The 22,931-nt window shown below is 72.8% G+C and carries 18 protein-coding genes; 15 read left to right on the top strand and 3 right to left on the bottom strand.

The window, feature by feature from the left end; translation table 11 throughout:
* Positions 1-71: 71 nt before the first annotated feature.
* From mreC to D7M15_RS07695, 6 genes are all read left to right on the top strand, one after another.
* Entirely contained in the window at positions 72-1,154 is a 1,083-nt protein-coding gene (gene mreC, locus D7M15_RS07720) for a rod shape-determining protein MreC (RefSeq protein ID WP_121516813.1), read from the top strand.
* Entirely contained in the window at positions 1,151-1,852 is a 702-nt protein-coding gene (gene mreD, locus D7M15_RS07715; RefSeq protein ID WP_121516812.1) for a rod shape-determining protein MreD, read from the top strand. Before mreC ends, mreD begins: the two co-directional genes overlap by 4 nt.
* Positions 1,849-4,008, top strand: a complete 2,160-nt coding sequence (gene mrdA / locus D7M15_RS07710; protein ID WP_121516811.1) for a penicillin-binding protein 2 — start codon at positions 1,849-1,851, stop codon at positions 4,006-4,008. The genes mreD and mrdA overlap by 4 nt, the downstream gene beginning before the upstream one ends.
* Positions 4,005-5,204 carry a rod shape-determining protein RodA gene (gene rodA, locus D7M15_RS07705; RefSeq protein ID WP_121516810.1) on the top strand — a complete coding sequence of 400 codons (1,200 nt, stop codon included), beginning with the start codon at positions 4,005-4,007 and terminating at the stop codon, positions 5,202-5,204. Before mrdA ends, rodA begins: the two co-directional genes overlap by 4 nt.
* Before the next feature lie 88 nt (positions 5,205-5,292).
* The gene (locus D7M15_RS07700) at positions 5,293-6,864 is read left to right on the top strand and encodes a CYTH and CHAD domain-containing protein (RefSeq protein WP_121516809.1); all 1,572 of its coding nucleotides are present in this window, start codon (positions 5,293-5,295) and stop codon (positions 6,862-6,864) included.
* Between the two features lie 117 nt (positions 6,865-6,981).
* The gene (locus tag D7M15_RS07695; protein ID WP_121516808.1) at positions 6,982-8,913 is read left to right on the top strand and encodes a TIGR03960 family B12-binding radical SAM protein; all 1,932 of its coding nucleotides are present in this window, start codon (positions 6,982-6,984) and stop codon (positions 8,911-8,913) included.
* 87 nt (positions 8,914-9,000) lie between these two features.
* Here the strand turns inward: D7M15_RS07695 and D7M15_RS07690 are convergent, their stop codons facing one another.
* The gene (locus D7M15_RS07690; protein WP_121516807.1) at positions 9,001-9,345 is read right to left on the bottom strand and encodes a helix-turn-helix transcriptional regulator; all 345 of its coding nucleotides are present in this window, start codon (positions 9,343-9,345) and stop codon (positions 9,001-9,003) included.
* 142 nt (positions 9,346-9,487) lie between these two features.
* Between D7M15_RS07690 and D7M15_RS07685 the strand changes: the two genes are divergently transcribed.
* From D7M15_RS07685 to D7M15_RS07650, 8 genes are all read left to right on the top strand, one after another.
* Positions 9,488-10,714 (top strand): FAD-dependent monooxygenase, encoded by a 1,227-nt coding sequence (locus tag D7M15_RS07685; protein ID WP_240649179.1) that lies wholly within the window; start codon positions 9,488-9,490, stop codon positions 10,712-10,714.
* Positions 10,715-10,820: 106 nt separating this feature from the next.
* Positions 10,821-11,510 (top strand): GAF and ANTAR domain-containing protein, encoded by a 690-nt coding sequence (locus D7M15_RS07680; RefSeq protein ID WP_121516806.1) that lies wholly within the window; start codon positions 10,821-10,823, stop codon positions 11,508-11,510.
* A gap of 317 nt (positions 11,511-11,827) precedes the next feature.
* Positions 11,828-12,601, top strand: a complete 774-nt coding sequence (locus D7M15_RS07675; protein ID WP_121516805.1) for a TIGR03936 family radical SAM-associated protein — start codon at positions 11,828-11,830, stop codon at positions 12,599-12,601.
* A gap of 239 nt (positions 12,602-12,840) precedes the next feature.
* Positions 12,841-16,962 carry an Rne/Rng family ribonuclease gene (locus tag D7M15_RS07670; RefSeq protein ID WP_121516804.1) on the top strand — a complete coding sequence of 1,374 codons (4,122 nt, stop codon included), beginning with the start codon at positions 12,841-12,843 and terminating at the stop codon, positions 16,960-16,962.
* Between the two features lie 296 nt (positions 16,963-17,258).
* Positions 17,259-17,582, top strand: a complete 324-nt coding sequence (gene rplU, locus D7M15_RS07665) for a 50S ribosomal protein L21 (RefSeq protein ID WP_121516803.1) — start codon at positions 17,259-17,261, stop codon at positions 17,580-17,582.
* 14 nt (positions 17,583-17,596) lie between these two features.
* Entirely contained in the window at positions 17,597-17,854 is a 258-nt protein-coding gene (gene rpmA / locus D7M15_RS07660; RefSeq protein WP_121516802.1) for a 50S ribosomal protein L27, read from the top strand.
* 200 nt (positions 17,855-18,054) lie between these two features.
* On the top strand, positions 18,055-19,497 hold the full coding sequence (gene obgE, locus D7M15_RS07655) for a GTPase ObgE (RefSeq protein WP_121516801.1): 1,443 nt from the start codon (positions 18,055-18,057) through the stop codon (positions 19,495-19,497).
* A gap of 107 nt (positions 19,498-19,604) precedes the next feature.
* Positions 19,605-20,615, top strand: a complete 1,011-nt coding sequence (locus D7M15_RS07650) for a methyltransferase (protein ID WP_121516800.1) — start codon at positions 19,605-19,607, stop codon at positions 20,613-20,615.
* A gap of 110 nt (positions 20,616-20,725) precedes the next feature.
* On the opposite strand, the gene D7M15_RS07645 is transcribed toward D7M15_RS07650, so the two are convergent.
* Both D7M15_RS07645 and D7M15_RS07640 read right to left on the bottom strand, forming a co-directional pair.
* Positions 20,726-20,929 carry a ferredoxin gene (locus tag D7M15_RS07645; RefSeq protein WP_121516799.1) on the bottom strand — a complete coding sequence of 68 codons (204 nt, stop codon included), beginning with the start codon at positions 20,927-20,929 and terminating at the stop codon, positions 20,726-20,728.
* A gap of 26 nt (positions 20,930-20,955) precedes the next feature.
* Positions 20,956-22,143 (bottom strand): cytochrome P450, encoded by a 1,188-nt coding sequence (locus D7M15_RS07640; RefSeq protein WP_121516798.1) that lies wholly within the window; start codon positions 22,141-22,143, stop codon positions 20,956-20,958.
* Positions 22,144-22,419: 276 nt separating this feature from the next.
* On the opposite strand from D7M15_RS07640, the gene D7M15_RS07635 reads away from it, so the two are divergent.
* Positions 22,420-22,896 (top strand): carboxymuconolactone decarboxylase family protein, encoded by a 477-nt coding sequence (locus tag D7M15_RS07635; protein WP_121516797.1) that lies wholly within the window; start codon positions 22,420-22,422, stop codon positions 22,894-22,896.
* Positions 22,897-22,931 lie beyond the last annotated feature (35 nt).

Genomic DNA, 22,931 nt, shown 5'->3' with positions numbered 1-22,931 from the left:
GAGCCCCGTCCGTACGACCCGTACGACACACGCACGACCCGGTCCGACTGAGAAAGGCACGGCCGTCGCACGTGAGGGACACACGAGAAAGTCGGCTGCTGCTCGTCCTGCTGGTCTCCATCGCGTTCGCACTGATCACGGTGGACATCAGAGGCGGTGAGCAGTCCCCGCTCGACGGTGCGCGGCAAGGAGCCGCGTCCGTATTCGGACCAGTGCAGGAAGGAGTGGCGACGGCGGTCGACCCCGTCGGCAACGCCGTCGCGGCCGTACGGGACTCGGACGAACGGCACGACCGGATCAAGGCGCTGGAGCAGGAGATCATGACGCTCAAGCGCGAGGCCGGTTCCGCCGACGGCAACCGGGCCCGCGCCCGCGAGCTGGACAAGCTCCTCAAGACGGCGGGCGCCGGGGGATACGGCGTGAAGCCCGCCGAGGTCATCGCCATAGGAGCCACGCAGGGCTTCTCGTGGACGGTCACCATCGACGCCGGTACGGACGACGGCATCCGCCGCGACATGACGGTGCTCAACGGCGACGGTCTCGTCGGCCGCGTCACCACCGCGGGCCACTCCACCTCCACCGTGCTGCTCGCCAACGACCCGGACTTCACCGTCGGCACCCGGCTGGAGGGCAACCGCGAACTGGGCTTCGCCACCGGCCGTGGCGGCAACGCCCTCACGGTGCAGCTGCTCAACGGCAAGGCCAAGGTGAAGTCCGGCGACCGGCTCGTCACCTTCGGCTCGCAGGCCGGGAAGCCGTTCGTGCCCGGCGTGCCGGTCGGTGAGGTCAGCAAGGTCGAGCGGCAGGGCGGGGACCTGACCCGGACCCTGCGCGTCCGTCCGTACGTCGGCTTCAGCAAGCTCGACATCGTCGGCGTGGTCGTGGAGGCGCCCCGCAAGGACCCGCGGGACAACGTCCTGCGGCCCCAGCCCGAGAAGCCCAAGCCCACCCCGACCGTCACCGTGACCGCGACCCCCGGCGCGAACGGCCAGGAGGACCGGAACGGCCGGAACGGCCAGGGGAACGCCGACGACCCCGCCCAGGGCGACCCGCCGCAGGGCGACGAGGCGGGACGGAACGACGACCCGGCCGGTCAGGCGAACGACGTGGACCAGGGCGCCGCACCCGACGCGAACACGGGAGACGAGGAATGAGAGTCAACCGAATCCTCCTCTCGGCGGTGCTGGTCGCGCTCGCCCTGCTGGTGCAGGTGAGCGTCCTCGCGCGGCTCCAACTCCCCGGCGCCGTACCGGACCTGCTGCTCCTCACCGTCCTCGGTCTCGCGATGGTCTACGGGCACACCGGCGGCGCCCTCGTGGGCTTCGCCGCCGGGCTCCTCGCGGACGTCGCGCCCCCCGCCGACCACGCCGTGGGCCGCTACGCCCTCGTGCTGTGCGTCGTCGGGTACGCCGCCGGGCTCACCAAGCCGGAGAGCGGCCAGCACCGTTCGGCGACCGTGCCCATGCTCGTCGTCGCCAGCGGGGCGATCAGCTCCACGCTGCTGTACGCGGGGGTGGGCGCGCTCGTCGGCGACACCGCCGCCCGTCAGGTCGGCCTCGGTGGGCTGCTGTTCACCGCGACGCTGTACGACCTGCTGCTGGCCCCGTTCACCGTGCCGCTCGTCATGGCGGCGGCCCGGCGGCTGGAGAGCGACACGCTCGCGACCGACGCGTCGGGCAGCGCTTCGGGCGAGGGCGCGTACGGCTGGCTGGTCGCGGGCACGGGACTCCGTATGGGCGGCGGCGGTCGTGACGGTGTCAAGCCCGCCCGGATCGGCGGGCAGCGCGGCTCGCTCCTCAGCCGCGCCACCCGTAACAAGGCAGCACGGATCAAGGGGGTCAAGCGCTTGTGAGCAACATCCCGGAGACCGGACGCACCCCACGGGTGACCATCCGGCTGGTCGCGATCCAGATCCTGGTGTTCTCCCTGCTGCTGACCCTGGGCGGCCGGTTGTGGTATCTCCAGGTGCGCAACGGCGCGGAGTACCAGGAGGAGGCCGCCGGGAACCACGTCCAGCAGGTCGTCCAACCCGCCGTCCGCGGTTCCATCCTCGACGCGCGCGGTGTGCCCATCGCGGACAACGAGACCCGTCTCGTCGTCACCGCGAACCGCACCGAGCTGATGAAGCAGCCCGACGACGGCGCCGTGGTGCTGGAACGTCTCGCCGAGGTGCTGCGGATGAAGCCCGACGAGGTGAAGATGCGGGTCCGGCTGTGCGACGCGGAGACGCCGCAGCCCTGCTGGAACGGCTCGCCGTACCAGCCGATCCCCGTCACCGACGAGGCCAGCGCGCAGCAGGCCATGCAGATCCGCGAGCGCGCCGAGGACTTCCCCGGCATCAGCGCCGAGCCCACGGCCGTACGCCGCTACCCGGCCCCGTACGGCTCGCACACCTCGCAGGTCCTCGGCTACCTCTCCCCGGTCACCGACGAGGAGATCGAGGAGGCCAAGGACAGCGACTCGCCGTTCCTCTCCTCCGACCAGATCGGCCGCTCCGGCCTGGAGCGCAGCTACAACAAGGCGCTGCGCGGCGACGCCGGTGTCGACCGGTACGAGGTCGACAAGCTCGGCCGTGTCATGGGCCGCACCCAGAGCGAGCAGGCCGAGCCCGGCTCCAGCCTCGTCACCAGCATGGACTCGCGGGTCCAGGCGGTCGCCGAGAAGGAGCTGAAGAAGGCGATGGAGGAGGCCCGCAAGCAGAACGACCGCAACACCGGCCGGAACTACGAGGCCGACGCGGGCGCCGTCGTCGTCCTGGAGTCCAAGACCGGGCGGGTCGTCTCGATGGCGTCCAACCCCGAGTACGACCCCAACGACTGGGTCGGCGGCATCGACGCCAAGGACTACCAGCGCCTCACCGGCAAGGAGTCCAACTACCCGCTGATCAACCGGGCCATACAGGGGCAGGCCGCGCCCGGCTCGATCTTCAAGGTCATCTCCACCGCCGCCTCGCTCAAGGCGGGCCACAGCTTCAACGACCGGTTCGACTGCTCGTCGTCGTACAACATCGGCGGCCAGGTCTTCAAGAACTTCGAGTCCGAGAGCCACGGCGCGATCAACCTCGGCCGTGCCCTGGAGGTCTCCTGCGACACCGTCTTCTACCGCATCGCGCACGAGCAGTGGAAGAAGGACGGCGGGATGACGCCGAACAAGAAGGCCAACGACTGGTTCTACGAGATGGCGCACGAGTTCGGCCTCGGCAAGGAGACCGGGATCGACGTGCCGAACGAGGTCCCCGGCCGCGTCCCGGACCGCCAGTGGAAGAAGGACTACTGGAAGGCCAACAAGGACAGCTGGTGCAAGATCAAGGACCCGAAGACGTACGCCGACAAGATCGCCAAGGAGAACTGCGTCTCCGGCATGAAGATGCGCGCCGGTGACAGCGTCAACTACTCCATCGGCCAGGGCGACACGCTCGTCACCCCGATCCAGATGGCGACGATCTACGCCGCGATCAGCAACGGCGGCACGCTCTACGACCCGAGCCTCGGCAAGGCCGTCGTCAACCCCGAGGGCACCGAGGTCGAGGAGATCAAGCCGAAGTCGCACGGCAAGCTCCCCGTCAGCAAGGCCGAGCTGAAGGAGATCGACAAGGCCCTCGCGGGCGTCGCCACCCGCGGCACCGCCGCCTGGCGGTTCGAGGGCTGGCCGCAGAAGAAGATCCCGATGCACGCCAAGACCGGTACGGCCGAGGTAGCGGGCAAGCAGACCACGTCCTGGTTCGCCACGTACACCGAGGACTACACGGTCGTCATGACGATCTCCCAGGGCGGCACCGGCTCCGGCGCCTCCGGGCCCGCCGTCCGCAACATCTACAACGCGCTCTACGGCGTCGACGCCAAGGGCAAGCAGAACCCGGCGAACGCGCTCCTCCCGGAGCCGGAGAAGGCCCTGCCGAAGATCGACCGGGACGGGCAGATCCAGGCGCGGAAGGACGAGAAGTTCGCCGCGCGGGAGAAGAAGCGGGCCGCCGAGGCGTCCGGGAAGGCCGAGGAGACCGTCGAGTGAGCACCCACTCCTACCCGCTCGGCCGCTACGGACCGCAGAACGCCTCCACCTGGCACCGCCTCACCGCGCGCGGCTCCGTCGCCTGGCGGCTCGACTGGCTGCTGCTGCTCGCCGCCGCCGGGCTGTCCGCCGTCGGCGCGCTGCTCGTCTGGTCGGCCACCCGGAACCGTACGGAGATCAACCAGGGCGACCCGCAGTACTTCCTGCTGCGGCACGCCCTGTTCTTCTTCATCGGCATCGCGCTGATGGGCGTCACCATCTGGGTCGGCCACCGCAGGCTGCGCGGCGCCGTGCCGGTGCTGTACGGGATCTCCGTGCTCCTCGCGTTGCTGGTGCTGACGCCGTTGGGCGCGACCATCAACGGACAGCGCGCCTGGATCCAGCTCGGCGCGGGATTCTCCATCCAGCCCGCCGAGTTCCTCAAGATCACCATCATCCTGGGCATGGCCATGCTGCTGGCCGCCCGCGTCGACGCCGGTGACCGTGACCACCCCGACCACCGCACGGTGGTGCAGGCCCTGGCCCTGGCCGCCGTACCGGTCCTCGTCATCATGCTCATGCCCGACCTGGGCTCCGTCATGGTCCTCGTCGTGGTCGTCCTCGGCGTCCTCCTCGCCTCCGGCGCCTCCAACCGCTGGATCGTCGGCCTCGTCGCGGCGGGCGCGTCCGGCGCCGTCGCGGTGTGGATGCTGGGCATCCTCGACGAGTACCAGATCAACCGCTTCGCCGCGTTCGCCAACCCCGCCCTCGACCCCGCGGGCGTCGGCTACAACACCAACCAGGCGCGGATCGCGATCGGTTCGGGCGGGCTCGGCGGCAAGGGCCTCTTCGAGGGCACGCAGACCACCGGCCAGTTCGTGCCCGAGCAGCAGACGGACTTCATCTTCACCGTCGCGGGCGAGGAGTTGGGCTTCATCGGCGGCGGCCTCATCATCCTGCTCATGGGCGTCGTGCTGTGGCGCGCGTGCGCCATCGCGCGCGAGACCACGGAGCTGTACGGGACGATCGTGGCCGCCGGTGTCATCGCCTGGCTCGCGTTCCAGACGTTCGAGAACATCGGCATGACCCTCGGCATCATGCCCGTCGCGGGACTGCCGCTGCCCTTCGTGTCGTACGGCGGCACCTCGATGTTCGCCGTGTGGATCGCGGTCGGACTCCTCCAGTCGATCAAGGTGCAGCGGCCGGTTTCGGCGTAGCCCGCGCGGGGTCTTCCACGGTCGCCCGGCGGCAAACAGGGCAGATGGGCGCATTGCGGAGCGGCGATCCCCCGATTACGTTCGCGGGATGGCGGATGTGGTGCGAGAGACCGAACGGAAGTACGCGGCCGACGACGACACGACCCTCCCCGACCTCCTCGTACGGGGCGTGGGGACCGCCGTCGAGCAGGGCACGGTGCGGCTCGACGCGACCTACTTCGACACCGCGGCCGGTCGCCTGGCCGCCGACGGCGTCACCCTGCGCCGCCGCACCGGCGGTGGCGACGACGGCTGGCACCTGAAGCTGCCGGTCGAGCCGGGCGTACGGGACGAGATCCGCGAACCGCTCTCCGGCGGACCCACGTCCGGGGACGTACCGGCCGCGCTCACCGCCCTCGTACGCTCCCGGGTCCGCGAGGAGCCCCTCGTCCCGGTGATGCGGCTCCGCACCGAACGCCGCGTACTGCACCTGCTCGACGCCTCCGGCGCCCTCCTCGTCGAGGTCGCCGTGGACCGGGTGCGCGCCGAACGGCTGCCGGGCGGCGGCACCGCCGCCTGGACGGAGATCGAGACGGAGTCGGCGGAGGGCGCCCCCGCGAAGCTCCTCGACCGGATCGGGAAGCGGCTGCGCGCGGCGGGCGTACGACGCGCCCCCGACACGTCGAAGCTCGCCCGCGCGCTCGCCGAGACCGGCGCCCCCGACGGCTCCGCCGCCGGGACGGAGGCGCACGGCGAGGTCGTCCACCCCGTCAAACCGCCCCGGCCGTACGGCGATCCGGGGCCCACCGCCGGGGAGCACGTCCTGCACTACGTACGCGCCCAGCGCGACGCGCTCGTCTTCCTCGACCCCGCCGTACGCCGCGGACTCCCCGACGCCGTGCACCGCATGCGCGTCGCCACCCGGCGGCTGCGCAGCTGCTTCCGCTCGTACCGGCGGGTGCTGGACCGCGCGGCCACCGACCCGCTGCGCGCCGAACTGAAGTGGCTCGCCGGGGAGTTGGGCGTCGACCGGGACCACGAGGTGCTCACCGCCCGCCTCACCGAACGGCTCGCGGAGCTGCCGCAGGGCCTCCAGCCCGGCCCCGTACGGCTCGCTCCCGTACGCGCCCGGCTCCTCGCGCCCGCGGCCCCGACCGGGGAGCGGCCCCCGCTCGCCGCCACCCTGGACGGCGCCCGCTACCTCGCGCTGCTCGACGCCCTCGACGCCCTCCTGCGCGAACCGCCGCTGCGCCCCAAGGCGTCCCGGCCCGCCGCGAAGGCCACCGCCAAGGCCGTCACCCGCGACTTCGACCGGCTCGCCACCCGCGTCGGCCGCGCCCTCGCCACCCCCGCCGGGCCGGAGCGCGACACCGCCCTCCACGAGGCGCGCAAGGCCGCCAAACGCGCCCGCTACGCCGCGGAGGCCGCCCGGCCCGCCCTCGGCAAGGACGCCAAGCGGCAGCAGAAGCGGATGACCCGGGTCCAGGACCTGCTCGGTGAGCACCAGGACGGCGTCGTCGCCCGCGAGGCCCTGGAACGGGTCGCGAGGGAGGCGCACGCGGCGGGGGAGGAGACGTTCACGTACGGGATGCTGTACGCGAGTGAGCGCGCCCTCGCGGAGGAGTACGAGCGGGAACTGCCCGCCCTCTGGCGGAAGGTCGCGGACGCCGCCCCGCTCTGACGCCCACCGGTGGGGCCGCCGGGCGGGCGCCGCCGCCGCGTTAGGCTGGATGGCCACCCCGAACGACAGCCTCACGACAGCCCCTGCTCCGAAGCCCCCCGATCCGAGGAACCACCCATGCCAGTCGAGTCGGTCTTCCCGCGCCTGGAGGCCCTCCTCCCGCACGTCCAGAAGCCGATCCAGTACGTCGGCGGCGAGCTGAACTCCACCGTCAAGGACTGGGACGCCGCCGAGGTCCGCTGGGCGCTGATGTACCCCGACGCGTACGAGGTGGGGCTGCCCAACCAGGGCGTCATGATCCTCTACGAGGTGCTGAACGAGCGCGACGGCGTCCTCGCGGAACGCACGTACAGCGTGTGGCCGGACCTGGAGGCGCTGATGCGGGAGCACGGCGTCCCGCAGTTCACCGTGGACGGGCACCGGCCGGTCGGCGCGTTCGACGTGCTCGGCGTCTCGTTCGCCACGGAGCTGGGCTACACCAACCTCCTCACCGCGCTGGAACTGTCCGGCGTCCCGCTGGAGTCCCGCGACCGTACGGAGGACCACCCGCTGGTGATCGCGGGCGGGCACGCGGCGTTCAACCCGGAGCCCGTCGCGGACTTCATCGACTGCGCGATCGTCGGTGACGGCGAGCAGGCCGTACTGGAGGTCACCGAGATCATCCGCGCGTGGAAGGCGGAGGACCGCCCCGGTGGCCGCGACGAGCTGCTGCTGCGCCTGGCGCGTACGGGGATGGTGTACGTGCCCCGCTTCTACGACGTCGAGTACCTGCCGGACTCCCGCATCTCCCGCGTCGTGCCCAACCGTTCGGGTGTCCCGTGGCGCGTCTCCAAGCACACCGTCATGGACCTCGACGAGTGGCCGTACCCGAAGCAGCCGCTGGTGCCGCTCGCGGAGACCGTGCACGAGCGGATGTCCGTGGAGATCTTCCGCGGCTGCACGCGCGGCTGCCGCTTCTGCCAGGCGGGCATGATCACCCGGCCGGTGCGGGAGCGCAGCATCACCGGTATCGGTGACATGGTCGAGAAGGGCCTGAAGAGCACGGGCTTCGAGGAGGTCGGCCTGCTGTCGCTCTCCTCCGCCGACCACTCGGAGATCGCGGACGTCGCGAAGGGGCTCGCGGACCGGTACGAGGAGGACAAGATCGGCCTGTCCCTCCCCTCCACCCGCGTCGACGCCTTCAACATCGACCTCGCCAACGAGCTGACCCGCAACGGCCGCCGCTCCGGCCTCACCTTCGCGCCCGAGGGCGGCAGCGAACGCATCCGCAAGGTCATCAACAAGATGGTCTCGGAGGAGGACCTGATCCGCACCGTCGCCACCGCGTACGGCAACGGCTGGCGGCAGGTGAAGCTGTACTTCATGTGCGGCCTGCCCACCGAGACCGACGAGGACGTCCTCCAGATCGCCGACATGGCGACCCGCGTCATCGCCAAGGGCCGCGAGGTGTCCCGTTCGAACGACATCCGCTGCACCGTCTCCATCGGCGGCTTCGTACCCAAGCCGCACACCCCGTTCCAGTGGGCGCCGCAACTGTCCGTGGAGGACACCGACGCGCGCCTCGGCAAGCTGCGGGACGCGATCCGCGGCGACAAGAAGTACGGCCGCTCCATCGGCTTCCGCTACCACGACGGCAAGCCCGGCATCGTCGAGGGCCTCCTCTCCCGCGGCGACCGCCGCGTGGGCGCGGTGATCCGCGAGGTGTACGAGCGCGGGGGCCGCTTCGACGGCTGGCGCGAGTACTTCAGCTACGACCTGTGGATGGAGTCCGCCGCGAAGGCGCTGCCGCCGCAGGGCGTGGACGTCGACTGGTACACGACGCGGGAGCGCACGTACGAGGAGGTCCTGCCCTGGGACCACCTGGACTCGGGCCTCGACAAGGACTGGCTCTGGGAGGACTGGCAGGACGCCCTGGAGGAGGTCGAGGTCGAGGACTGCCGCTGGACGCCGTGCTTCGACTGCGGCGTCTGCCCGCAGCTCGACCTCGACATCCAGATCGGCCCGACGGGCAAGAAGCTGCTGCCGTTGACGGTCAAGAACGGTTCGTGACCTGTCCCAGCGGGAACGACGACCGCCCCCGAACTTCCGCGAAGTTCGGGGGCGGTCGTCGTTCGGGGGCGACTCATTCCGGTGCGCTCAACCGGGCGGCGAGGACGAGTGCCCGCCGGGGGACTCCGCGTCCAGGAGCGTGAGCAGCCCGGGGAATCTCCTCTCGATGTCCGCGCGCCGTAGTCGGATGCCCTTGCGGTTGCCGTAGTCGATCTCGTCGATGAGACCCGCCTCGCGCAGGACCCGGAAGTGGTGGGTCTGGGTCTGCTTCGAGATCGGCAGAGCGAACGAGTTGCAGCCCCGTTCGGCGTCGCCGTGGTCGGCGGCCAACTCCGTCATCACCGAACGACGGTGCTCGTCGGCGAGGGCGCGGAACACCGCACCCAGATCGAGCGCGTCGGCCTCCGGGCCGACCAGGTTCCTCCCGGTCACGCGGCACCCCCTTCAGGTATGACTTGCATCGTACCTGAAGGGTGTGCTCCACTGAGGTACGAAATTGATCGTACCTGATCTCGACGGTGCCGCCCCGTGCCCGCCGGGGACCTGGTCAACGACACCCCGAGAGGTCATCGTCATGAAGAAGCCCGAGGTGCTGATAGTCGGAGCCGGAATCGCGGGGCCCGCGCTCGCGTACTGGCTCTCCCGGAACGGCTACCGGCCGACGGTCGTCGAACACGCCCGGCAGCTGCGCTCCGGTGGCAGCGCCGTCGTCGTCAAGGGGCCCGCGATCCCGGCCGCCGAGGGCATGGGCATCCTCCCGCGGCTCCGCGAACTCGCCACCCGTGCCCGGTCGCTGACGCTGCTCGACCCCGGCGGCAGGCGAGTCCTGCGACTCCCGCTCACCTCGGACGGGGCGTCGACGGTCGAGGTGACCCGAGCCGACCTGTCCGAGGTGCTCCACCGGTCGGCGCAGGCCGAGGCCGAGTTCCTGTTCGACGACACGGTCACCGCTCTCGACCAGGACGAAGGCGGCGTGGACGTCACCTTCCGGCGGTCCGCGCCACGGCGTTTCGACCTGGTGGTCGGTGCCGACGGGGCGCACTCCACCGTACGACGCCTGGTCTTCGGCCCCGAGCGGCTCTTCGCGGGCGACCTGGGCCTGTACGGCGCGACCGTCCCGCTGGGGCCGGACGCCGTCGAGGACCCGACCGAGATGACGATGCTGACCGTGCCGAACCGGATGCTGGTCCTCCACCCCTCGCGGACCACCCCGCTCGCGATCTTCACCTTCCGGGCCGCACGGTCGGCGCCCCACGACCGCAAGAACGTCGGCCTGCACAAGCAGACCGTGGCCGACGCCTACGCCGACGTGCGGTGGCGGGCCCCCGAGTTCGTGACGGCGTACCTCGACCACCCGGCTCCGTTCCTCGACCCCCTGACCACGGTCCGGGTGCCTTCGTGGTCCCTCGGGCGGGTCGTACTGCTCGGGGACGCGGCGGCGGCGACGGCCCTGCTGGGCGACGGGTCCAGCATGGCGATGGCGGGCGCGTACGCCCTCGCGGAGGAGCTCGCCGCCCGGCCCGGTGACCACGCCCGCGCCTTCGCCGCCTACGAGTCCCGTCTCCGCCGTGAGGTGGGCCCGCGGCAGCGACGCGTCGGGCCGCTCTCCCGGCTCATGGTGCCCCGCACCCGGCCGGGCCTCGCGGTGCGCAACACGGTGGGCCGCGCGGTCGGTCGTACGAACCGGACCGCCTCTCGCGAGGCCGCGCCTCGGTGGACGGGACCCGCGCCGACCGGTCCTTCGCCGTGTTCGCGCCGCCCTCTCCCGCCCGACCCGGGTGGAGCTGGCGCGGGTCGGTGACAGCGGTCCTCGCCCTCTGCGGTCTGCGCGACATCGGTGCATGACCATCCGGGAACCGGGAACGGCAATCCGGTCAGGTTGTTCGCATGGTGCCGTGGAGGACGGTATGGACTGGAGACGCTTCGCGCAGGAGATGGCGACGATGGCGCGGGACCTGCTGAAGCAGGACTCGGTGGACGCCACGTTGGGGCGGATCACCGCCTCGGCCACCGAACTGGTCGAGGGCTGCGACGCGGCCGGCATCCTCGTCCTGCACGACGGGAAGGTGGAGACGCTCGCCCCCACCAGCCGACTGGTTCTCGGAAGCCACGAACTGCAGGAGCGGCTCGGACAGGGGCCGTGCTTCGACGCCGCCCGCCTCGCGGACCGTGAACGGGTCTACCGCATAGCCGACCTGACCGCCGCTGAGCAGCGCTGGCCCGAGTACGCGCCACTGGCCGGCGAGTTGGGCGTGGGCAGCATGATGGGCTTCCTGCTCTTCACCGACGAGGAGGAACTCGGCGCGCTCAACCTCTACTCGCACAAGCCCGGGGCGTTCACCGAGGACAGCGAGATGGCGGGATGGCTGCTCGCCTCCCACGCCGCCGTCGCCTTCTCCGGCGCGCGCACCCACTCGCAGATGGAGAACGCCTTGGCCACGCGCCACATCATCGGTGAGGCCATGGGCATTCTGATGAGCAGCCGACGCCTGGACGAGGATCAGGCGTTCGACGTGCTGCGTCGCTACTCGCAGGAGAAAAACGTCAAGCTCCGCGACGTCGCCCGCCAGCTCTGTCAGCACGGCGAACTGCCCTGACCCCGCCCGCGAGGCCACTCCGAGGTCCCCGCCCGAGATCCTGCCCCCGCCTGGCGACACGGGTACGCGCGCGGGCCGGGGAGCGGCGGCGTCCCCTCGCGCGGTGGCGCGGCGTACCCTTGGCGGGAGGATGATCCGCACAACGCACCACCGGAGCGCTCCGGCGCCGTGGGGCGGGGTGCGGGCCTCCGACCCCTTCGACGGAACCCGTAGCCGAGGGGCGGCCACCCGCTCACCAGGGCCGTCCCCGGGACCAGGCACCAAGGAGAGAACCACTGGGCAAGCGACAGCCCGAAGGCCCGCCGCCCGCACCAGCGGTGCAGCGCATCCGACTGCGCTACACCAAGCGTGGCCGCCTCCGGTTCACCAGCCATCGTGACTTCCAGCGCGCCTTCGAGAGGGCGCTGCGCCGGGCCGCGGTGCCCATGGCGTACTCGGCGGGGTTCACCCCGCATCCCAAGGTCTCGTACGCGAACGCCGCCCCCACCGGTACGGGCAGCGAGGCCGAGTACCTGGAGATCGCCCTCGCCGAGCGCCGCGACCCCGAGCGGCTCCGCGCCGTACTCGACGCGTGCATGCCCACGGGGCTCGACCTCGTGGACGCCGTCGAGGCCCGTACGTCCGACTTCGTCGAACGGCTCCAGGCGTCCGCCTGGGAGCTGCGGCTGGACGGCGTGACGCCGGAGGCCGCGGAGACGGCCGTCGGCGTCTTCCTCGCGGCGGAGTCCGTCGAGGTCCAGCGGCAGACGAAGAAGGGCATGCGCACCTTCGACGCGCGCGGCGCGGTCGCGTCGCTGGAGGCCGTACGGGAGCCTGACGATAGGACGCCGACGGGAGCCTGTGCGATACTGCGCCTGGTGGTACGGCACCTGACACCTGCCGTACGACCTGACGACGTCCTGTCCGGCCTCCGAGCTACGGCCGACCTGGCGCCGCCGGTCCCCGCAGCGGTGACCAGGCTGGCGCAGGGGCCGCTCGATGAGGAGACCGGCACGGTGACCGACCCGTTCGGGCCCGACCGCGACGCAACCCTCGTTGCGACGGCGCCGAGTGGGGTCGCCCCGGAATCAGCAGGGGCAGTCACCGCGTAGGAGCCGCCGCCGAACGCACCGCCGCCGACGCACGCGCCAGGGAGCCACCCGGGCCGCTGTCCGGCCGGGCGTGCACCGACCAGAAGACTTTCGCCGTAGCCGAGCCCCCAGGGCCGGAACCGGCGAGCTAGACAACAGCTCCCGTGTGGCGCCCTCGCCCCGGGCGCGGTCCCGCGCAGCGCGCGGATCGCGACCGGAACCGGCGCGGCGCCCGGGAGCGTGACGGGAGAACCGCCCGCATGCCCGAGTCCAGCGAGTCCGCAGCCGCGGACAGCACGCACACGAACACGCACGAGCCCCGTTCCACGGGGTCCCCGGCCGCGCCGGAGGGCGTACAGACTACCGGCGCCGGGAGCCCCGCCGACACCGGCGGCCCCAGCGACACCCTGCCGCCGCGCCGCCGCCGCGCAGCGTCCCGGCCCGCGGGTCCGCCGTCGGCGGCGCCCGAGTCGGCCGTGACGACCGTGACCGCCGCCGCGCCCGCGTCCGCCGAGCCCGCCCCGGTCGCGGCCGCCGAGCCCGTCGCCTCCGCCGGGGACGCCGCGCCCCCGCGCCGTACGCGCCGCCGCGCCACCTCCGCCGCCACGGCCCCCGCGCCCGCACCCGCCGCCGAGGCCGCCGGGGACGCGGGGAGCACGGGCGAGCAGGCCGCCGAGACGGCCGCCCCGACCCGTACGCGCCGCCGCGCGTCCGCCGCCGCGCCGGTGGCCGAGACCGCGCCCGCACCCGCCGCCGGGGACGCGGGGGACGCCGCGCCCGCCGAACCCAAGACCCGTACGCGCCGCCGCGCCTCCGCCAAGGCGACCAGCCCGGCCGCCAGCGCGCCCGCCGACGAGCCCGCCACGGTGGACTCCGCCGGGACCGCCGCGCCCGAGCCCGCCGCCGTGGCCTCCGACGGTGCCGAGGCCGACGCCGCCGAGCCCAAGGGCCGTACGCGCCGCCGCGCGTCCCGCAAGGCCACCGCCGACGCTCCGGCCGAGGCCGCCGCCGCGACGGCGGAGAGCGCCCCCGAGGCGCCCGCCGCCGACGCGGGCAAGGCCGCCGAGGCGCCCGCCGGGTCCGCCCGCAGGGGCGAGAAGGCCGGTAAGGCGGAGAAGTCCGGCAAGGGCGAGAAGAGCGAGCCCGCCCGCAAGGGGTCCGGGGGCAGAAGCCTGCCGCCGATGGCGGTGTTCCAGGCGCCGGTGTTCACGGAGCCGACGTTCCAGACCGCGCAGAGCGCCGCCGCGGCCGCCGCCGCCGAGGCGGAGCTGGAGGACGACGAGGACGAGCAGGACGAGGTGGAGGCCGCCCCGGCCGCGCCCGCCCGCCGTCGCCGTCGCCGTCGCGGCGCGGACGGCGAGGACGACGCCCGCGAGAGCGGCCGCGGCCGCGCCGCGCAGCAGGGTGCCGACTCCGGCGCGGACAGCGACGAGGACGGTGACGACGACGCCTCCGGCGCGGACGACTCCGACGCGTCCGACGAGGACGGCGGCGACCGTCCCGCCCGCCGCCGCCGCAGGGGCGGCCGTCGCCGTCGCCGTGGTGACGCGGCGGACGGCGCGGACGACGGCGCCGAGGACCAGGCCGCCGACTCCGGTACGGACGGCGCCGACCAGGGCCGTGGCCAGGGTCAGGGCCGTGACGCCGAGGCCGGGACGGACGGCGACGACGCCGACGGGGACGACGCCGACTCCGGCGACTCCTCCGGCGGTTCGAGCAGCAGCTCGCGCCGTCGTCGCCGCCGGCGTCGCCGCAGCGGTGACTCGGACGGCGCCGCGCAGGCGGACGGTGGGGACGACCCGGAGCGTACGGTCGTCAAGATCCGCGAGCCCCGCAAGAAGAAGGACAGCGAGCCGTCCGACGAGGTCCAGTCCATCAAGGGCTCGACCCGGTTGGAGGCGAAGAAGCAGCGCCGCCGTGAGGGGCGCGAGCAGGGCCGCCGCAGGGTGCCGATCATCACCGAGGCCGAGTTCCTGGCCCGCCGCGAGGCGGTCGAACGGGTCATGGTGGTGCGCCAGGCCGGGGACCGTACGCAGATCGGGGTGCTGGAGGACGACGTCCTCGTCGAGCACTTCGTGAACAAGGAGCAGTCGACCTCGTACGTCGGCAACGTCTACCTCGGCAAGGTGCAGAACGTCCTGCCGTCGATGGAGGCCGCCTTCGTCGACATCGGCAAGGGCCGCAACGCGGTGCTCTACGCGGGCGAGGTCAACTTCGAGGCGCTCGGCCTGTCCCACGGCCCGCGCCGGATCGAGACCGCGCTGAAGTCCGGCCAGTCCGTGCTCGTGCAGGTCACCAAGGACCCGATGGGGCACAAGGGCGCGCGTCTGACGAGCCAGGTGTCGCTGCCGGGCCGCTACCTGGTGTACGTGCCCGAGGGCTCGATGACCGGCATCAGCCGCAAGCTGCCGGACACCGAGCGGTCGCGGCTGAAGCAGATCCTGAAGAAGGTCGTGCCCGAGGACGCGGGCGTGATCGTGCGTACGGCCGCGGAGGGCGCCAGCGAGGACGAGCTGCGCCGCGACGTGGAGCGGCTCCAGGCGCAGTGGGAGGACATCAAGCGCAAGGCCCAGAAGGGCAACGCGCCGACGCTCCTCTACGGCGAGCCGGACATGACCGTCCGCGTCGTCCGCGACATCTTCAACGAGGACTTCTCGAAGGTCATCGTCAGTGGCGCGCAGGCGTGGGAGACGATCAGCAGCTACGTGTCGCACGTGGCGCCGGACCTCGTCGAGCGGCTCCAGCAGTGGACGTCGGACGTGGACGTGTTCGCCACGTACCGCATCGACGAGCAGCTGATGAAGGCGCTCGACCGGAAGGTGTGGCTGCCCAGCGGCGGTTCGCTGGTGATCGACCGGACCGAGGCCATGATCGTGGTCGACGTCAACACCGGGAAGTTCACCGGCCAGGGCGGCAACCTGGAGGAGACGGTCACCAGGAACAACCTGGAGGCGGCCGAGGAGATCGTGCGCCAGCTGCGGCTGCGCGACCTCGGCGGCATCATCGTCATCGACTTCATCGACATGGTGCTGGAGTCGAACCGCGACCTGGTCCTGCGGCGGCTGTTGGAGAGCCTGGGCCGGGACCGTACGAAGCACCAGGTGGCGGAGGTGACGTCGCTCGGTCTGGTGCAGATGACGCGCAAGCGCGTCGGGCAGGGGCTGTTGGAGTCGTTCTCCGAGTCCTGTGTGCACTGCAACGGGCGCGGCGTGATCGTGCACATGGAGCACCCGCAGTCCTGGGGCACCGGCAACTCCGGTGGCGCGGGCGGCAAGAAGAGCAAGCGCAAGCAGAAGGCGGCCGCCGCCGCGCAGACCGCGTCCGGTGGCGCGGAGTCCGGTGCGGACGCCGGTGCGGACGGGCACGAGCAGCACGGCGACCGTGACGACCACGGTACGGAGTCGGCGGCGGAGGTCGCGGCCGAGGTGGCGGAGCCGAAGGCGCTGCCCGCGCCGGAGTTCGTCGCGGACGAGGACCTCTACAGCAGCGTGGCCGAGGCGGAGGCCGCGGCGGGCGGGCGCGGCGGCGGTCGTACGCGGCGCCGGGCCGGACGGCAGGCGGGCTCGCCCTCGGGCGAGACGGCCGGTACGGACGCGGCGGAGCCGCAGGCGCGTACGCGGCGCCGCGCGAGCCGCAAGGCCAGCGCGCCCGCGGGTGCGCCGAAGGCGGCGGACGACGCGGCGGTGACGGTGGTCCCGGCGGACGGCGACGGCGCGGCGCACGCGAACGGTTCGGCGCCCGACGGCGCGGCGAACGGTGCCGCGGCCGGTCCCGGCGCGGACGCGGGCGCCAACGGCGACGGCGGCACCAGTGGCAGCGCCAACGGCAGCGGCAGCGGCAACGCCAACGGCAGCGGTGACGCGGCCGAGGCGGCGGAGCCCCCGGCGCGCGGTCGGCGCCGGGCCACGCGGAAGGCGACGGCCCCGGCCGGTTCGCCGAAGGCGACCGACGAGGCGGCCGCGATCGTGGTCGCCCCCGAGGAACACGCGCCGGTGGCCGACCCGTTCGGCACGTCGGACGGCGAGCCGGTGGCGTCGGAGCCGTCCGTCTCCGCCGCGCCGCCCGCGCGGACGCGGCGCCGTGCGACGCGTACGGTCTCGGCTCCGGCCGGTTCGCCCGCGTCGGCGGACGGGGCGGCCGTCACGACGGTGACCGCTCCGGAGGCCGGTGCCGGGGACGGTGCCGACGCCGGGGACGCTGCCGACGGCGCGGACGGGGACACGAAGGCGGCGGGCAGGAAGTCCGCGGCCAAGGCCACCGCGAAGAAGACCGCGGCGAAGAAGGCGCCCGCCAAGAAGGCGGCGGCGAAGGCCACGGCCAAGAAGGCCGCCACGAAGAAGACGGCGGCGAAGAAGGCCGAGACCACCCCGTCCGACGCCTGACGCGTCACGTACGAAGGCCGCCGCCCCCACCGTTCCGTACGGCGGGGGCGGCGGCCGTTCCACCGCCGGGCCCTGGTTTGACCAGCCGTGTCAAGGCCCCGTAACCTTGACCGTCGGCATGTCTGGAAAGACGCGCCGCGCTCCTGAGCACATCCCTTCCGGATCGCGCGTACGAGGCGAGAGCCGCGTGCGTACGCCGGAAGAGGCCGCTCGGTCCGTCACGGATCAGCCGTGGGTCCTGTCCCGCGCGGGTGGCTGGCATCAGGGGTCCCGAATCGAGCGAGAGAGAGTTCCGCGTGTACGCGATCGTGCGCACCGGCGGGCGCCAGCAGAAGGTTTCTGTGGGCGACGTCATCGAGGTTGACCGTAATGCCGAAAGCAAGGTCGGCGACACCGTCGAGCTCTCGGCGCTGCTCGTGGTGGACGGCGAGACCGTCACCAGCGACCCGTGGGTGCTGGCGGGTGTGAAGGTCCAGGCCGAGGTCGTGGACCACCACAAGGGCGCCAAGATCCGCATCCAGAAGTACAAGAACAAGACCGGGTACAAGAAGCGGATCGGTCACCGCCAGCTGCACACCGGGCTGAAGATCACGGACATCCCCGCCCCGGCTGCGAAGTAAGGGACTGACAAGACATGGCACACAAAAAGGGCGCCTCGTCCACTCGGAACGGTCGCGACTCCAACGCGCAGTACCTCGGCGTGAAGCGCTTCGGCGGCCAGGTCGTCAAGGCGGGCGAGATCATCGTCCGGCAGCGCGGCACCCACTTCCACCCGGGCACGGGTGTGGGCCGCGGCAAGGACGACACGCTGTTCGCGCTGGACGCGGGCTCGGTCAAGTTCGGCACCGCTCGCGGCCGCAGGGTCGTGAACATCGTGCCGGTCGCCGAGTAACCACTCGTCGAGGCACCGGAAACTCCGAGGGCGGACCGCCTCTCCCCGCTGGGGAGCGGCGCCGCCCTCGATCCGTTACGTACGTCCGCCACGGCGGTACCCGTACGACCCGCACCATCCCGTACGGCGCGCACGACCCCGTACGACCGCACCATTCGCGTCACCCGAGTCACCCCGCACGCCATCTGGAGGCACCCGTCATGACCACCTTCGTGGACCGCGTCGAGCTGCACGTCGCCGCGGGTAGCGGGGGCCACGGCTGCGCCTCCGTGCATCGCGAGAAGTTCAAGCCGCTGGGCGGCCCCGACGGGGGCAACGGCGGTCGCGGCGGCGACGTCGTCCTGGTCGTCGACCAGGACGTGACGACCCTCCTCGACTACCACCACCACCCGCACCGCAAGGCCACCAACGGCCGCCCGGGGGAGGGCGACCACCGTTCCGGCAAGGACGGTACGGACCTGGTGTTGCCCGTGCCGGACGGCACCGTCGTGCTCGGCCGGGACGGCGAGGTGCTGGCCGACCTGGTCGGGCAGGGCACCCGTTTCGTCGCCGGGCAGGGCGGGCGCGGCGGGCTGGGCAACGCGGCGCTGGCGTCGCCGCGCCGGAAGGCGCCGGGCTTCGCGCTGCTGGGCGAGCCCGGTACGGCGCGGGACGTGGTGCTGGAGCTGAAGACGGTCGCGGACGTGGCCCTGGTGGGTTACCCGTCGGCGGGCAAGTCGTCGCTCATCTCGGTCCTCTCGGCGGCCAAGCCGAAGATCGCCGACTACCCGTTCACCACGCTGGTGCCCAACCTCGGTGTGGTGACGGCCGGTTCGACGGTCTTCACCGTCGCGGACGTCCCCGGGCTGATCCCCGGCGCGAGCGAGGGCAAGGGCCTGGGCCTGGAGTTCCTGCGGCACGTGGAGCGCTGCTCGGTGCTCGTGCACGTACTGGACTGCGCGACGCTGGAGTCCGACCGCGACCCGATGTCCGATCTCGACGTCATCGAGCGGGAGTTGACGGAGTACGGCGCCGGGCTCCAGGACCGGCCCCGGCTGGTCGTGCTGAACAAGGTCGACATCCCGGACGGCCAGGACCTGGCCGACATCATCCGCCCCGACCTGGAGGCTCGCGGCTACCGCGTCCTGGAGGTCTCGGCCGTCTCGCGGCACGGCCTCAAGGAGCTGTCGTTCGCGCTCGGCGGCATCATCGAGGAGGCCCGCGCGGCGCGCCCGCCGCAGGAGGCCACGCGCGTCGTCATCCGGCCCAAGGCCGTGGACGACGCGGGCTTCACGGTCACCCGGAACGACGACGGGCTGTTCCGCGTACGGGGCGAGAAGCCCGAACGCTGGGTGCGCCAGACCGACTTCAGCAACGACGAGGCCGTCGGTTACCTCGCGGACCGGCTCAACCGCCTCGGTGTCGAGGACGCGCTCGTCAAGGCGGGTGCCCGCGAGGGCGACGGCGTCGCGATCGGCCCGGAGGACGACGCGGTCGTCTTCGACTGGGAGCCGTCGGTCACGGCGGGCGGCGAGATGCTCGGGCGGCGCGGCGAGGACCACCGGATGGAGGCGCCCCGCCCGGCGGCCCAGCGCCGCCGCGACCGGGAGGCCCAACGGGACGAGACGCAGCGGGAGTTCGAGGACTTCGACCCGTTCGCCTGACGGCGGCGGGCGGTGCGGGGCCGCCGCGGTCCCGCACCCGTACGACCCCGGTAGGGACCCGGGGGTACGGCTCCGCGGTACGGCCCCGAGCGTACGGAAAGGCACTCATGTCGTCGCAGCAGTCCGACCCGTCCCGGCAGCTCGACGCCGGTACGGGCGCCGTCCCCGAAGCCGGTACGGGCGTCGACGCGGGTGTCGACGCGGGGCGTCACCCGCACGAGCCGTACGGGCAGCCGCGGCTCTCCCTGGCCGCCGTGGTCGGCAGACTGCGGGCGGCCGGGTGCGTCTTCGCCGAGGACGAGGCGGAGCTGCTGCTGGCCGAGGCGCCGACCCCCGCCGCGCTGGCCGCGCTGACCGACCGGCGGGCGTCCGGTGAACCGCTCGAACTCGTCCTGGGCTGGGCCGAGTTCCGGGGGCTGCGGGTCCGTCTGGAGCCGGGCGTGTTCGTGCCGCGCCGCCGTACGGAGTTCCTCGTACGGCAGGCGCTGGCGCTCGGCCACCAGGCCGAGGAGGGCAGCACGCCGGTCGTCGTGGACCTGTGCTGCGGTTCGGGCGCGGTGGGCGCCGCGCTCGCCGTCGCGCTGGAACGGGTGGAGCTGCACGCCGCCGACGTGGACCCCGTCGCCGTACGCTGCGCCCGCCGCAACCTCGCCGCCGCCCTCCGGGGCGGCCGGGGCCACGGCACGTACGGCGGCGGGTACGGGGAGCCCGGCGCGGGCGGTTCGGGCGCGCCGCACAAGCCGTACGCCGTGCACGAGGGCGACCTGTTCGCCGCGCTGCCCGGCACCCTGCGCGGCCGGGTCGACATCCTCGCCGCCAACGTGCCGTACGTCCCCAGCGACGAGATCGCCCTGCTGCCGTCCGAGGCCCGCGACCACGAGCCCCGTACGGCGCTCGACGGCGGCGCCGACGGCCTCGACGTGCTCCGCCGCGTCGCCGCCGAGGCGGCCGACTGGCTGGCGCCCGGCGGCTGCCTGCTCGTCGAGACCAGCGAACGGCAGGAGGCGGAGGCCGTCGCGGTGCTGCGGCGGGGCGGGCTGGGGGTACGGGTGAAGCGGTCCGAGGAGCTGTACGCCACGGTGGTCATCGCCACCCGGCTGCCCGCGCGCGGGCGTTGAGCGGCGGGCGTTGAGCGGCGGGGCGGTGGACGCGCGGCCAGCCCGCGACGTACGACCGCCCGCCGAGCGGCCGTACGCCAGGGCGGGGTTCCCCGGCGGGGGACGGCTGCTCAGCCGTCCGCCACGCTGATCGCCTGCACCGGGCAGGCGCGCAGGGCCTCGCGCGTCATGGTCTCCCCGGTGGCCTGCTCCTTGCCGGGGATCACCTCGCTGAGCCCGTCGTCGTCCTGGGTGAAGACGGCGGGCGCGGTGATCGCGCACATGCCCGCGCCCACGCAGACGTCCTTGTCGACCTCGATGTGGTGCCGGTCCATCGCTGCCTCCTTCCCCTGCCTGCCCGTCACCAGGTGACGGGCAGGTTGAGCATGCCCTGGAGGGTGTCCCCGGGCTTGAACGGGATCTCCTCCGCGGGCCGTGCCAGGCGCAGTTCGGGCAGGCGGGCGAACAACGTCCGCAGGGCGATGTCGAGTTCGGCCCGCGCGAGGTTCTGGCCGAGGCACTGGTGGACGCCGAAGCCGAAGGCCACGTGGTGCCGGGTGGGCCGGTGCCAGTCCAGTTCCTCCGACGCGTCGTACGCCTCGCCGTCGCGGTTGATGATCGACGTCGAGAAGACGACGCCGTCGCCCGCCCGGATCGTCTCGCCCGCCAGCTCGATGTCCTCGGTGGCGACGCGCGACAGGCCCTCCGCGATGGACAGGTAGCGCAGCAGCTCCTCCACGGCGGACGGTGTGAGATCGGGGTCGGCCCGTAGTTCCGCGAGCCGTTCGGGGTGGCCGAGGAGGGTGAAGACGCCGAGGGAGATCATGTTCGCGGTGGTCTCGTGACCGGCGACGAGCAGGATCGTCGCGAGGCTCAGCAACTCGTCCTTGTCGGGTGTCCCGGTCTCCTCGTGCCGTGCGATGAGGTCGTCGAGGACGCCGTCGCCCGGCTCGGCGCGCTTGCGGTCGATCAGTTCGGCGAAGTACGCGTCCAGGGCGTCGCGCGCGGCTTCGGTGTCCTCGGCGCGGGGGCCGCGCAGCAGACGGCGGGACTGTTCCTCGAAGAAGTCGTGGTCCTCGTACGGCACGCCCAGCAGCGCGCAGATGACCATGGACGGCACGGGCAGGGCGAAGTCCGTGACGAGTTCGGCGGGGGCGCCCTTCTCGACCATCCGGTCGATGAGCCGGTCGACGGTCTCCTGGATACGGGGGCGGAGCGCGTTCATCCGCTTCACCGAGAAGCTGGGGATGAGCAGCCGCCGCTGGGCGTTGTGCTGCGGGTCGTCCTCGCCGATCAGGGCGATGCGGCAGCGGCGCGACCGGGCGAACCTCTCGTTCACCATGGGGAATTCGGCGTTCTCGCGGTCGCTGGACAGGCGCGGGTCGACCAGCAGCGTACGGGCGGCGGCGTGGCCGGTGACGGCCCAGACGTGGCGTCCGTCGTAGAGGGTGACGCGGGCCAGCGGGCGGGTCTCGCGCATCGGTGCGTAGCCGGTGGGCGGGTGGTAGGGACAGGTGCGGTCCTGCGGGAAGGCGACGGTCTCCGTCATGCGCGGGCCTCCGGGACGAGAGCGTGGCTGACTCCGTCCATTAGATGCCTCGGGCACCTAATTTTGACACCATGAGAACAAGCCAGATCGCTCCGTGTTCGCTGCTCCTGCGAACACGGGTACGACCGGAGGCCCCGGTTCCCCCACGGCGCGGGGATCGTGGGACCGCCGGGCGAGACCCACGTCACCATCGCCGGTGTCACATTCGGGCCGCCGGTCCCGTCAGAAGGGTGCAGCGACCCGCGCACAGCGGTCCACAACGGCTAGGAGTGCACCATGCAGGCACGTTTGAACGTCTTCGGCAGCGACGCCACCGCCCGGGTCATCAAGCACTTCGCCGCGGCGGGGAAGGCGGTCGCCACCGGCACGACGCTGCCGCAGGCCACCCGGGAGCTGGTGCTCCTGCGCGTCAGCCAGATCAACGGCTGCGCGGGCTGCGTCGACATGCACACCAAGGACGCCGTGCACGCGGGGGAGACCACGGAGCGGCTGTTCATGGTCGCCGCGTGGCGCGAGGCCCCCTGCTTCACCGACGCCGAACGCGCCGCCCTGGAACTCGCCGAGCACGGCACCCGTATCGCCGACGCCGCGGGCGGCGTGCCCGACGACGTGTGGGCGAACGCCGCGAAGCACTACGACGAGGAGCAGCTCGCCGGCCTCGTCGCCACGATCGCGGTGATCAACGCCTTCAACCGGCTGAACGTCCTCACCCAGCAGCCCGCCGGCGACTACCAGCCGGGCATGTACGCCTGACGCGTACGACCACGCCGTACGCCCGACGCGTACGG

Source organism: Streptomyces sp. Z26 (assembly GCF_003665095.1).
GTDB classification, from domain to species: Bacteria; Actinomycetota; Actinomycetes; order Streptomycetales; family Streptomycetaceae; genus Streptomyces; species Streptomyces phytohabitans.
The sequence above is the reverse complement of the archived record's forward strand: the minus strand, read 5'-3'. Positions and strand labels throughout refer to the sequence as shown.